Annotated in this window: 11 protein-coding genes; 5 read left to right on the plus strand and 6 right to left on the minus strand. The window is 62.8% G+C overall.

Annotation, left to right across the window (positions count from 1 at the left end; genetic code table 11):
• Positions 1 to 196 precede the first annotated feature (196 nt).
• Entirely contained in the window at positions 197 to 1,042 is an 846-nt protein-coding gene (locus tag PSEMO_RS01405; RefSeq protein ID WP_144443518.1) for a hypothetical protein, read from the plus strand.
• Between the two features lie 73 nt (positions 1,043 to 1,115).
• Here the strand turns inward: PSEMO_RS01405 and PSEMO_RS01410 are convergent, their stop codons facing one another.
• Positions 1,116 to 1,358, minus strand: coding sequence for a hypothetical protein (locus PSEMO_RS01410; protein WP_075801399.1), 243 nt, complete (start codon positions 1,356 to 1,358; stop codon positions 1,116 to 1,118).
• A 656-nt stretch (positions 1,359 to 2,014) separates the two neighbouring features.
• On the opposite strand from PSEMO_RS01410, the gene PSEMO_RS01415 reads away from it, so the two are divergent.
• Positions 2,015 to 2,842: a hypothetical protein gene (locus PSEMO_RS01415; protein ID WP_075801400.1), complete on the plus strand. Its 828-nt coding sequence runs from the start codon at positions 2,015 to 2,017 to the stop codon at positions 2,840 to 2,842.
• An 89-nt stretch (positions 2,843 to 2,931) separates the two neighbouring features.
• Here PSEMO_RS01415 and PSEMO_RS01420 read toward each other — a convergent pair whose 3' ends face one another.
• The 5 genes from PSEMO_RS01420 to PSEMO_RS01440 all read right to left on the minus strand — a co-directional run bounded on the left by PSEMO_RS01420 (position 2,932) and on the right by PSEMO_RS01440 (position 7,009).
• Complete coding sequence (locus PSEMO_RS01420) at positions 2,932 to 3,174, minus strand: hypothetical protein (protein WP_075801401.1); 243 nt, start codon at positions 3,172 to 3,174, stop codon at positions 2,932 to 2,934.
• 442 nt (positions 3,175 to 3,616) lie between these two features.
• Complete coding sequence (locus PSEMO_RS01425) at positions 3,617 to 4,819, minus strand: class I SAM-dependent methyltransferase (protein ID WP_075801402.1); 1,203 nt, start codon at positions 4,817 to 4,819, stop codon at positions 3,617 to 3,619.
• Between the two features lie 78 nt (positions 4,820 to 4,897).
• Positions 4,898 to 5,515 (minus strand): TPM domain-containing protein, encoded by a 618-nt coding sequence (locus tag PSEMO_RS01430; protein ID WP_075801403.1) that lies wholly within the window; start codon positions 5,513 to 5,515, stop codon positions 4,898 to 4,900.
• Positions 5,516 to 5,672: 157 nt separating this feature from the next.
• The gene (locus PSEMO_RS34015; RefSeq protein ID WP_075801404.1) at positions 5,673 to 6,413 is read right to left on the minus strand and encodes a TPM domain-containing protein; all 741 of its coding nucleotides are present in this window, start codon (positions 6,411 to 6,413) and stop codon (positions 5,673 to 5,675) included.
• Positions 6,413 to 7,009: a LemA family protein gene (locus PSEMO_RS01440; protein ID WP_075801405.1), complete on the minus strand. Its 597-nt coding sequence runs from the start codon at positions 7,007 to 7,009 to the stop codon at positions 6,413 to 6,415. Before PSEMO_RS01440 ends, PSEMO_RS34015 begins: the two co-directional genes overlap by 1 nt.
• Before the next feature lie 185 nt (positions 7,010 to 7,194).
• Between PSEMO_RS01440 and bglX the strand changes: the two genes are divergently transcribed.
• The 3 genes from bglX to PSEMO_RS01455 are packed head-to-tail and all read left to right on the plus strand — an operon-like array spanning position 7,195 to position 12,636.
• Positions 7,195 to 9,492: a beta-glucosidase BglX gene (gene bglX, locus PSEMO_RS01445; RefSeq protein WP_075801406.1), complete on the plus strand. Its 2,298-nt coding sequence runs from the start codon at positions 7,195 to 7,197 to the stop codon at positions 9,490 to 9,492.
• A 58-nt stretch (positions 9,493 to 9,550) separates the two neighbouring features.
• On the plus strand, positions 9,551 to 11,308 hold the full coding sequence (locus tag PSEMO_RS01450) for an ATP-binding protein (protein ID WP_075801407.1): 1,758 nt from the start codon (positions 9,551 to 9,553) through the stop codon (positions 11,306 to 11,308).
• Positions 11,302 to 12,636, plus strand: a complete 1,335-nt coding sequence (locus tag PSEMO_RS01455) for a sigma-54-dependent transcriptional regulator (protein WP_075801408.1) — start codon at positions 11,302 to 11,304, stop codon at positions 12,634 to 12,636. The genes PSEMO_RS01450 and PSEMO_RS01455 overlap by 7 nt, the downstream gene beginning before the upstream one ends.
• Positions 12,637 to 12,817 lie beyond the last annotated feature (181 nt).

Genomic DNA, 12,817 nt, shown 5'->3' on the forward strand with positions numbered 1-12,817 from the left:
AGTCGTCTACACTTCCTGAACACCCCGGCACTCGCCGGGGCCTCTCCATCCGCTCCCTGGCAGAGTCGTCCGTCGTCGCCATCGTGCTGATACCGACGGGGCCGATTCGCATCCCCTTTTCCTTCGCACGGGTACGGCGCCCGTGTCTCCAGCCTTCTTGCGGGCTCATTAAGAAGCGAGCCCTGGGAGCCTGTCCATGCGTGTTATCAAAAAGTCTGATCTCATCGTCGAGGGAATCATTCCATACGCTCCTGCCCCAAACCCGAGACGTCCGTTCGATACGGCAATCTATTGTCGATATCCCATGATCAATTTCAGGCTTATGGAAGTGCCCCCTTGGGGCCTAGTGTTGCCAGTACTCGGAGCGAAGGAAGAATCAATCGAGTACAACTTCGAAGCAGAAACCCTTTATATGCCCGCAGGCACAGTGCTGGGCATTCGATGGTCGCCGCATGACGGACAGAACATACATACCCTGACCCGAACGCTGCCGGGAGACGGCCAAGTCAGCACATTCATCCCTATCCCGGATGCTTGGGTACTCGAATGCGAAGGACAAGGGGTTCTGATCGAATACGAAGCCTCCTACCCGGATGGCAGCGTGGACCTCGGCAGGAGTTTCGATGTTCAGGTCAGCAAGCACCTTGACTATGGCGAGGTGAGTTTCGACGGTCTGGAAGACGGTGACACCTTGAATCCGAGCGATTATCCCGACGGGATCGGAGTCACGATCGAGCCTGTAGTAAATGTCGCGGAATACAACACTATCCGCTTTTTCTGGCACACATACGGCCACCTGGGCGACACGTTGGTCTTATTGAGTAGTTGGCTGCACGTCATCAACTGCGCGCCAGGCAAAACCTACCAGTTCGTCGTTCCCGCTGAGTCCTATAGCGAGTGGAACGATCCAAGGTTCGATTATGTGAGTGCTATCGCCACCTGTTCGATGATTCTGCTTCCCGAACCGCAAATGCAAATGCAAATGAGATGGGGCTTTGGTGCGAAAACCTTCGGTATCGCCTACGAGACGAAGTCGCGCTAAAGGAAATGGATTGGGCACCGTGCCCAACGTCAGAAAAGAAACGGCCGCGGAAATCACCTCCGCGGCCCGTTTTTCATACCGGAATGGTCACCGACGATGGCGATTGCGCAATCGCCAGCAAGGCCTTGGAGATCCGCATGTTCAGCACGGCGTCACTGAGCATTTCCCGGTGCCGTGCATCGGGCGGGTCGGGAAGGTATGAGGTCTTGAGGATGGCTCTTGTAAGGTGCTCCACCGCGCGGGTGATGGCTTCTTCATGGGAGAGGCCGGGGCCGACGCAGAGGGCGGGAGGTGGATCGGGGACGAGCTTTTTCATGGTGTGGTGCTCACTGAAGTTCGAGTGGGCCACATCCGCTGCTAAACGAAGGGTGGCGACTGTACGTGGGTTAGCAGACCGGTCAATGAGCAAACCCGGCGCGCCCGAAGGCGCCCACACGTACAGCCGCCATAAAGCGCTGGCTGATGGTTTGCTCATAGCCGAACTGCTAATCCGGCATCGTCAATATCGCGACGACCGACGCAGACTAGGCAGCGTTTCCACATGACGCAACCACCAGGCGTGGTCGGGGAGTATGCTTGGGAAATTGCCTACAAGAAAGTCGGAAATCGATGAAGTTCCCGGCTGATATGCAACAGTTTATGGATGGGTTGCCCATCCCGGCCTCATCGCTGGCAAGCCAGCGCCCACAGGTCCAACGGCGCACGCGGACCCTGTGGGAGCTGGCTTGCCAGCGATGAGGCCAGCAGCCACACCCAGGAACACCCTGCCCGGCGCAAGACTCTTCTACACTTCCTGAACACCCCGGCATTCGCCCGGGTCACTCCATCCGCTCCCTGGCAGAGTCGTCCGTCGTCGCCATCGTGCTGATACCGACGGGGCCGATTTGCATCCCCTTTTTCTTCTCATGGGTACGGCGCCCGTGACAATGGCCTTCTTTAGGGCACGCTGACGTGCGGCTCAAGGAGCCTGAAATGCAACTAGGGCAAATGAACCACGGCTTGCAGTTCCAGTATCGCGCTGACGGTAAAGTCCCGACGCAGACCCCTATCTATTGTGCTTTCGTCGTGGAGGGGTTCTACATGCTCAATGTGCCACCGTGGGGAAATATTCTGACGGTCGAAATGGCACAGGAGTCTTCCGTCGGCTATTTCCTCGAAATAAACAGCCTGGGCCTGCCCGCCGGAACCATGCTCGGCATGCGCTGGACGCCTCAGGACGGCATAGGTGTACACCGCTCAACTCATCAAATGACGGGCGAGGAGCCGTCAAATGTCAGGCTACGCCTTGAAGATAACTGGATTATCGAGAGCGAAAATAAAAGAGTATTGATCGAACAAGAGGCTGTGCTGCCAGACGGCACGGTACAGATTGGCGAAGCCATCTCTATCAGGGTGCCCAAGCGCCTCAAATGGGGCGCAATGACTGTCGGCGACAATCAGCAGGATTTCGATGATCTTGACCCCTCCCTATATCCAGATGGCATCCGGGTGCACTACCAACCCATCGTGAATATCGAGGAATGGCATCCGGTGCGGCTTTCCTGGTCTGTGGCGGCAATTGCCGACGGCGGATTTATTACTCTCTATAAATCCGTCCAGACACTCCCTGGAAAACCCGATGGGGATTACAGCTATCTAATTCCACCAGAAGGCTATACGGGGTTCGAGAACCATGAATATGATCGAATCGTGGTCGAAGTCGCCCCTTATGTCGTAATGGCTCCCGAACCGAACCGCCAGCACATATGGGGCTTTGAAGGGTATGGCATCAGGTTATGGCTGAAACGTCCTAGCAGTTGACTTCACTGAAACAACACTTTTGCAAGAGCACAAGCTGGATAGGCATTAAAAAAACACCCGAAGGCCGCGGAGTAATCTCCGCGGTTTTTTCATACAGGCACGGTCACCTGCGACGGCGATTGCGCAATCGCCAGCAAGGCCTTGGAGATCCGCATGTTCAGCACGGCGTCACTGAGCATTTCCCGGTGCCGTGCATCGGGCGGGTCGGGAAGGTATGAGGTCTTGAGGATGGCTCTTGTAAGGTGCTCCACCGCGCGGGTGATGGCTTCTTCATGGGAGAGGCCGGGGCCGACGCAGAGGGCGGGAGGTGGATCGGGGACGAGCTTTTTCATGGCGTATCTCTCGTAGTAGAAACGATCGGATCGCCACTTTTCGCTGCTAAACAATGGGTGGCGACTGTACGTGGGTTAGCAGACCGAGCTACGAGAATCCCGGCGCACCCGAAGATGCCCCACGCACAGCCGCCATGAAAGGTTGCTGGTGATTTCGTAGTTTCGGACTGCTAATCCGGTCATCGATGTGCGACGACCGGCGAAGACTAGGCAGCGTTTCCACATGACGCAACCACCAAGAGGGGTCGGGGAGTATGCTTGGGAAATTGCCTACAAGAAAGTCGGAAATCGGTGAAGTTTCAGGCTGATATGCAACAGTTTATGGATGGGTTGTTCATCCGGGCCTCATCGCTGGCAAGCCAGCTCCCACAGGGTCCGCGTCGGACATCAATGCTGTGACTGGCCCAGAACCCTGTGGCTGGCTTGCCAGCGAGCCACCCCCTCAAATCAATCCATCCGCCCGCAACAACGTCTCCAGGCAATGCTCCGAAACCCCATAGAACGCCTTCAACTCGGCAATCTTCCCCAGCAACACCGCCGGATCCCCCGTCTCCTTGCGCTTGGTCGCCAGGATCATCTTGTTCTTGTTGGTGTGCTCCAACGAAATGAACTCGAACACCTTGGTCTCATACCCGCACGCTTCCAGGTACAACGCCCGCAGGCTGTCGGTGAGCATTTCGGCCTGCTGCCCCAGGTGCAATCCATATTGCAGCATCGGCTTGAGCAAGCCCGGGCTGCTCAGTTGCGGGCGGATCTGCTTGTGGCAGCACGGCGAGCACATGATGATCGCGGCACCACAGCGAATACCGGTGTGGATCGCGTAGTCGGTGGCGATATCGCAGGCATGCAGGGCGATCATCACGTCGATCTGCGCCGGCACCACGCTGCGCACGTCACCCTGCTCGAAGACCAGCCCCGGATGCTCCAAGTGACTGGCGGCCTTGTTGCACAGCTCGACCATGTCCGCGCGCAGTTCCACACCGGTGACCTGCGCCGGACGCTGCAAGGTGTTGCTCAGGTAGTCGTGGATGGCGAAGGTCAGGTAACCCTTGCCCGAACCGAAATCCGCCACCCGCACCGGCTGTTCGGCCGGCAACGCCACGCTGTTGAAGGCATGGGAAAACACTTCGATGAACTTGTTGATCTGCTTCCACTTGCGCGACATCGCCGGGATCAGCGCCTGCTGCTTGTCGGTGACACCCAGGTCGTGGAGGAACGGGCGGCTCAGTTCCAGGTAGCGTTTCTTCTCGCGGTCATGCTCGCCCGCCGCGACCTGGCGCACCTGCTGCGCAGCGTTGCGGTGGAGCATGGGCTTGCCCTTCTTGCTGAACTCCAACTGCACTTCGTCCGCCAGGCTGAGCAGGTGGGCGTTGCGGAACGACCCCGGCAGCCATTCGCCGATCTGCACCAACGCTTCGTCCAGCGCCAGGTTGCGGGTGATGTCGCGGGTCTTGTAGCGGTAGACGAATTGCAGGCTCGGCGTGCCCTTGACGGTCAGCGGCTTGGCGGTGATGCGCTGCAGCTCGGCTTCGGCGCCAACGTGACGGGCCAGCACCAGCTTGACCAGGGATTGCTGTTGCAGGGCGTCGGCGAGCAGAGCGAGAAACTGCGCGCGGGCATCCGGCGCGGTGGAAGTAGCAGACATGGGAATGGGGTGCCTAGGGTTCAATGCCGGGCATTTTACGTGGATGCCCGGCCAGCGCACAGGTTTTCGATCAGCGCGTCAATTCAGCAGGACCAGGCGGTTGGGCAGTTCGTTGCGCTGGCTGGTGGCCGGTACGTGGGCCTTGAGCAGTTCACCGCAGGCGCCGATGCAGGTGAGGAAACCTTCGAGGGTCTGCCCGCCGCGAACCTGGGCGGTGAAGGTGGCGACGATGGCGTCCCAGACGTGGTTCTCCAGGCATGCGGCGATGCCGTCGTCCACCAGGATCTCGACGTAGCGCTCGGCCTCGCAGACGAAGATCAGCACCCCGGTGCGGCCGGCAGTGTGGTGCAGGTTCTGTTCGAGGAACTGGCGGCGGGCCAGGTTCGACGCGCGCCACTGGCGAACCCGGCGCGGCACCAGGCGGCTGGTGAAGACGGGTAACCGCAGGATCAGGACCAGCACGATGAAGGTCAGCCATTGGGTCAGCAGCAGGCCGTGGGCACTGAACCAGCCGGTGAGGTAGAAGAGCAATCCCGGCACCAGCAGCGCCAGCAGGCTGGCCCAGACCAGCGGGACATAGGCGTAGTCGTCGGCGCTGCGGGCCAGGACGGTGACCAGCTCGGCGTCGGTTTCTCGCTCGGCGGCGGCGATGGCCTCGGCGACCTGGCGTTGCTGGAATTCGTTGAGTAGTGCCATGGAGCTTCCTTTGAACAGTTTCAGCCTCACCACAGAACCCTGTGGGAGCTGGCTTGCCAGCGATGAGGCCAGCAGGAGCAATGATGGTGTCTGTGAGGGCCCTATCGCTGGCAAGCCAGCTCCCACAGGGTTCTCCAGGGTCTGGGAGATAGTGAAATTACCAACTACCGGAGGAGCCGCCGCCGCCGAAGCTGCCCCCTCCTCCACCAAAGCCGCCGCCACCGCCGCGACCACCACCCAGCCCGCCAAACCCGCCACCGAATCCGCCGCCCGGCCCACCCCGCCGGCCACCACCACCGCCGAGGCCCTGAAGATAAAGCACAACCACCACCATCACGATGAACAAGCCAATCATCCACAAAGGCGGCGGTCCGTTATCGCCCTCGGCGGAACTGACCCGGGACGGCTGCGCCAGCGGATTGCCGCCAAGCACCTGGAGGATCGCCGCACTGCCCTGGACGATCCCCTGGCTCATTTCTCCGCGCTTGAACGCCGGAAGAATGATGCGGTTGATGATCACCGAACTCTGCGCATCGGTGAGCAGCCCTTCCAGGCCATAACCCACCTCGATCCGCACCTTGCGCTGCTGCGGCGCGACGATCAGCAGGGCGCCGTTGTCCTTGCCCTTCTGGCCGATGCCCCAGTGCCGGCCGAGCTGGTAGCCATAGTCCTCGATGGGCAGGCCCTGCAAGTCAGGCAAGGTCACCACCACCACCTGCTCGCCCGTGGCCTGTTCATGGGCTTCGAGCATCTGCGTCAGCTGCGCCCGGGTGTGGGCGTCAAGCAGGTTGGCGTCGTCCACCACCCGGCCACTGAGCGGCGGGAAGGTCACCTCGGCACGCACCACCAGCGCTGCCAGCATCAGCGCCAGCAGCATAAGGGCCTTGAACCCGCGCATCAGAATTTCACTTCAGGCGCTTTGTCGGCATTGGCGCTGGTGGCCTCGAAGCTTTCACGCAGCGGCAGGTCGCTGTACATCAGGCTGTGCCAGATGCGCCCGGGGAAGGTGCGGATCTCGGTGTTGTACTTCTGCACCGCCGCGATGAAGTCCTTGCGCGCCACGGCAATGCGATTTTCCGTACCTTCGAGCTGGGACTGCAAGGCCAGGAAGTTCTGGTCGGCCTTGAGGTTGGGGTACTGCTCGGCCACCACCATCAGCCGGCTCAAGGCGCCGGTCAGTTGGGTCTGGGCCGCCTGGAACTGCTTGAGCTTTTCCGGATCATCGAGGGTTTTCGCGTCCACCTGGATCGACGTGGCCTTGGCCCGGGCCTCGATCACCGCCGTAAGGGTGTCCTGCTCATGTCTGGCATAGCCCTTCACGGTCTCCACCAGGTTGGGAATCAGGTCGGCACGCCGCTGGTACTGGTTCTGCACCTGGCCCCAGGCGGCCTTCACTTGCTCGTCGTAGCTGGGAATGTTGTTGATGCCGCAGCCGGCCAGCAGGCTGGCGAGCAGGATCAGCACCCAGGTTTTGCCACGGGTGATTGCAACCATCGTGTGAAGCTCCTTGTTTATCCGTTTGCCGCTGTACTTGAGGCATAATCCGTGACCGCTGCTGGCGTGTACGGGTTCAACCAGCTAAAAACGTGCCCCAGTAGACTACAACAATAGCCGTTCCCCCAATTTCGGCTGGCCGGTACCGCCCGTGAATACCGGTGTGAGCCACGAGAACAGAATTCATGAAGAAACTGTGTTTGCTGGGCCTGCTCGTCAGCCTGGCCAGTCAGGTCGCCCTGGCCGATACCTCCGCCGCCGCCGCACACTTGCAGGCGAAGAAGGCCTTCGTCGACAACCTGCTGGGCCAGATGACCCAGGACGAGAAGATCGGCCAGTTGCGCCTGATCTCCATCGGCCCGGAAATGCCCCGGGAGAAGATCCGCGAGGAAATCGCCGCCGGCCGTATCGGCGGCACCTTCAACTCGCGCACCGCCCCGGAGAACCGGCCGATGCAGGACGCCGCCATGCGCAGCCGCCTGAAGATCCCGATGTTCTTCGCCTACGACACCATCCACGGCAACCGCACCATCTTCCCGATCGGCCTGGGCATGGCCTCGTCCTGGGACATGCAGGCCATCGCCACCGTCGGCCGCACCTCGGCCGTCGAAGCCGCCGCCGATTCCCTCGACATGACCTTCGCGCCCATGGTCGACATCGCCCGTGACCCGCGCTGGGGCCGCACCAGCGAAGGCTTCGGCGAAGACACCTACCTGACCTCGAAGATCGGCAAGGTGATGGTCGAGTCGTTCCAGGGCAAGAGCCCGGCCGAGCACGACAGCATCATGGCCATCGTCAAGCACTTCGCCCTGTACGGCGCGGTGGAAGGCGGGCGCGACTACAACACGGTCGATATGAGCCTGCCGAAGATGTACAACGACTACCTGCCGCCCTACCGCGCGGCGATCGACGCCGGTGCCGGCGGCGTGATGGTGGCGCTGAACTCGATCAACGGCGTGCCGGCCACCTCCAACACCTGGCTGATGAACGACCTGCTGCGCAAGGAGTGGGGCTTCGATGGCGTGACCATCAGCGACCACGGCGCGATCCAGGAACTGATCCGCCACGGCGTGGCCCGCGACGGTCGTGAGGCGGCGAAGCTGGCGATCAAGGCCGGCATCGACATGAGCATGAACGACACCCTGTACGGCGAAGAGCTGCCCGGCCTGCTCAAGTCCGGCGAAGTCAGCCAGGCCGAGCTGGACCAGGCCGTGCGTGAAGTGCTGGGCGCCAAGTACGACATGGGCCTGTTCAAGGATCCGTACGTGCGCATCGGCAAGGCCGAGAACGATGTCCCGGACTACTACGCCGATGCCCGCCTGCACCGCGACGCCGCCCGCGACGTGGCACGCCGTGGCCTGGTCCTCCTGGAAAACCGCGCGCAGACCCTGCCGCTGAAGAAGAGCGGGACCATCGCCCTGGTCGGCCCGCTGGCCGATGCGCCGATCGACATGATGGGCAGCTGGGCCGCCGACGGTAAACCGGTGCACTCGGTGACCGTCCGCGAAGGCCTGCGCCGCGCCGTCGGCGACAAGGCGCAACTGGTCTACGCCAAGGGCTCGAACATCACCGGCGACAAGGCGATGTTCGACTACCTGAACTTCCTCAACTTCGACGCCCCGGAAATCGTCAACGACCCGCGTCCGGCCTCGGTACTGATCGACGAAGCGGTCAAGGCCGCCCAGGGCGCCGATGTGGTGGTGGCGGTGGTCGGCGAGTCCCGTGGCATGTCCCACGAGTCGTCTAGCCGCACCACCCTGGAAATCCCGACGGTACAGCGCGACCTGATCAAGGCCCTGAAGGCCACCGGCAAGCCGCTGGTGCTGGTGCTGATGAACGGCCGCCCGCTGTCGATCGGCTGGGAACGCGAGCAGGCCGACGCCATCCTCGAAACCTGGTTCTCCGGCACCGAGGGCGGCAACGCCATCGCCGACGTGCTGTTCGGCGACTACAACCCGTCGGGCAAGCTGCCGATCACCTTCCCGCGCTCCGTCGGCCAGATCCCGATGTACTACAACCATATGCGCATCGGCCGGCCGTTCACCCCGGGCAAGCCGGGCAACTACACCTCGCAGTACTTCGAGGAGCCGAATGGCCCGCTGTACCCGTTCGGCTATGGCCTGAGCTACACCGACTTCTCGGTGTTGCCGCTGACCTTGTCGGGCAAGACCCTGAAGAAAGGCGCCAGCCTGGAAGCCAGCGTCAAGGTGAAGAACACCGGCAAGCGTGACGGCGAGACCGTGGTCCAGCTGTACGTGCAGGACGTTGCCGCGTCGATGAGCCGGCCGGTCAAGGAACTGAAGAACTTCCAGAAGATCCTGCTCAAGGCGGGTGAAGAACGCACGGTGACCTTCCGCATCAGCGAGGACGACCTGAAGTTCTACAACAGCCAGTTGAAGTACGCCGCCGAAGCGGGCGAGTTCAACGTGCAGGTCGGCCTGGATTCCGAGTCGGTGCAGCAGCAGAGCTTCGAGCTGCTGTAAGCGCCCTGCCCAAGGGGAAGCGCCGCGCGGCCTTCCCCATCGCCCGGATGGCTTCTCCATGTCCCTTTCATTTCGCACCTTGCGCCTGGGCCTGATCGTCCTGGTGATCGCCGCCGGCACCCTGATCGCCGCCGCCTGGGCCCGGCAACATGCCGAGCAGCAGGCAATGATCGAGGACGCCGGACGGGCCAGCCAGCAACTCGGGCTGTACGCCAACTCGCTGCATACCCTGATCGAACGCTACCGCGCCCTGCCGGCGGTGCTGGCCCTCGATCCCGAACTGATCAGCGCCCTGCGCGGCCCGGTCGAAGGGGCGACACAGGAGCATCTCAACCGCAAGCTGGAGCGCATCAACGGCGCGGCCAACTCCTCGACCCTGGAACTGCTCGACCGCAGCGGGCTGGCCGTGGCGGCCAGCAACTGGCAGTTGCCGACCACCTATGTCGGGCACAACTACGGTTTTCGCCCGTACTTCAAACAGACCCGCAGCCAGGGCACCGGGCGTTTCTATGCGGTGGGCGTGACCAGCGGGATTCCCGGCTACTTCCTGTCCAGCGCGGTGACCGACGAACAGCAGGGCTTTCTCGGCGCCATGGTGGTCAAGCTGGAGTTTCCCGAACTGGAGCGCGAGTGGCGCCAGGGCAACGATGTGGTGCTGGTCAGCGATTCACGCGGGATCATCTTCATCGCCAACCAGGACGGCTGGCGCTATCGCAAGCTGAATACCCTTTCAGCCCATGACTTCAACGAGCTGGAGCAGACCCGGCAGTACGACAAGCAGGCCCTGGTCCCGCTGCAACGCCAGGTGCTGGAACGCTTCGACGACAACAGCAACCTGGTCCGCGTCCAGGGCCCGCAAGGCCCGGTGGACTACCTGTGGGAGAGCTTGCCGCTAGTCAGCGACGGCTGGACCCTGCACCTGCTGCGCCAGCCGCAGACCGGCAATGACGGGCGCAATGCGGCGCTGGCCGCGGCGGCGGTGTGGCTGAGCCTGGTGTTCGCCGTGCTCTTCGTCAGCCAGCGCCTGCGCCTGGCCCGCCTGCGCCAGCGCAGCCGCGAAGAACTGAAGCAACTGGTGGAAGAACGCACCCGCGACCTGCGCACCGCCCAGGAAGGCCTGGTGCAATCGACCAAGCTGGCGGCGCTGGGGCAGATGTCCGCTGCCCTCGCCCACGAGCTGAACCAGCCGCTGACCGCCCAGCGCATGCAACTGGCGACCCTGCGCCTGCTGCTGGACCACGACCGCATCGACGACGCGCGCCAGGCTCTGCTGCCGCTGGAACAGATGCTCACGCGCATGGCCTCGCTCACCGGCCACCTGAAGACCTTCGCCCGCAACAGCCCCAGCGGCCTGCGCGAACGGCTGGACCTGGCCACGGTGGTGGATCACGCCCTGCAACTGCTGGATGCGCGGATTCGTGCCGAGGGCGTCAGCACCGCGCTTTACCTGGCACGGCCGGCCTGGGTGCGCGGCGATGCCATCCGCCTGGAACAGGTGCTGATCAACCTGCTGCACAACGCCCTCGACGCCATGCTCGACAAGGGCTTCCGCCGCCTGGAAATCCGCATCGACAGCGAGGCCGACGGCTGGCGCCTGAGCGTGCTCGACAGCGGCGGCGGCATCGCCCCGGAGCACCTGGGCAATGTCTTCGACCCGTTCTTCACCACCAAGCCGGTGGGCGAAGGGCTGGGGCTGGGCCTGGCGATTTCCTATGGCATCATCCACGAGGCCGGCAGCCGCCTGGTGGTGGACAACCAGCCGGGCGGTGCGCGGTTCAGCTTTACCCTTCCCCGTGATCCGGAGCCTGTATGTTGAATTCGGTGATAGTCGTCGACGATGAAGCCAGCATCCGCACGGCGGTCGAGCAGTGGCTGGGCCTGTCGGGCTTCCAGGTGCAGCTGTTCAGCCGTGCCGAGGACTGCCTGGCGCAATTGCCGGCGCACTTCCCCGGGGTGATCCTCAGCGATGTGCGCATGCCGGGCATGGATGGCCTGCACCTGCTGGGTGAGCTGCAAGCCCGCGATGCCGACCTGCCGGTGATCCTGCTCACCGGCCACGGCGATGTGCCGATGGCCGTGGAAGCCATGCGCAACGGCGCCTACGACTTCCTGGAAAAGCCCTTCAGCCCGGAAGCCCTGATAGGCAGCCTGCACCGGGCACTGGAGAAGCGCCGGCTGGTCCTGGATAACCGTCGCCTGCATGAACAGGCCGATCTCAAGACCCGCCTCGAAGCCAGCCTGCTCGGCATGACCCAGGGCATGCAGCAGTTGCGTCGCCAGGTGCTGGAGCTGGCGGGGCTGCCGGTGAACGTGCTGATCCGCGGCGAGACCGGCAGCGGCAAGGAGCAGGTCGCCCGCTGCCTGCATGATTTCGGCCCGCGGGCGGACAAGCCGTTCGTGGCGCTGAACTGCGCGGCGATTCCCGAGCATCTGTTCGAGGCCGAACTGTTCGGGCATGAGAGCGGCGCCTTTACCGGGGCCCAGGGCAAGCGCATCGGCAAGCTGGAATATGCCAATGGCGGCACGGTGTTTCTCGATGAGATCGAGAGCATGCCGTTGGCCCAGCAGGCCAAGTTGCTGCGGGTGATCCAGGAGCAGAAGCTGGAGCGCCTGGGGGCCAACCAGAGCATCAAGGTTGACCTGCGGATCATCGCCGCGACCAAGCCGGATCTGCTCGAAGAAGCCCGCGCCGGGCGTTTTCGCGAGGACCTGGTGTATCGGCTGAATATTGCCGAGCTGCGCCTGGCGCCGCTGCGCGAGCGGCGCGAGGACATTCCGCTGTTGTTCGAACATTTCGCCCGGCATGCCGCCGAGCGCATCGGGCGCACGGCCCCGCCGTTGAGCATCGCCCAGTTGGGGCAGTTACTGGGGCATGACTGGCCGGGCAACGTGCGCGAACTGGCCAATGCGGCGGAACGTCATGCCATGGGCCTGAGCGATCCGGCGGCGCCGCAGGTGGCGGCGGATTCGTCGCTGGCGGCGCAGAGCGAGGCGTTCGAGGCCAACTGCCTGAAGACCTCGCTGCGCCGGCACAAGGGCGAGATCAAGGCGGTGATGGAAGAGCTGCAGATCCCGCGGCGAACCCTGAACGAGAAGATGCAGCGGCATGGGTTGGTGCGGGAGGATTTTCTCGACAGGCCCTGAGCGGAATTTCGCTTGCTTCCTACATTTGATAGGCGGAAATCCGCTCACCCTCCCTTCATTGTTGTTGCCTGGGCTGGCCTCATCGCTGGCAAGCCAGCTCCCACAGGATTCTCTGCAAGCCGCGGAATACGGGCCTGACACAGGACCTGTGGGAGCTGGCTTGCCAGCGATTGGGGCCACA

The organism is Pseudomonas putida (assembly GCF_001941965.1).
GTDB lineage: Bacteria > Pseudomonadota > Gammaproteobacteria > Pseudomonadales > Pseudomonadaceae > Aquipseudomonas > Aquipseudomonas putida_L.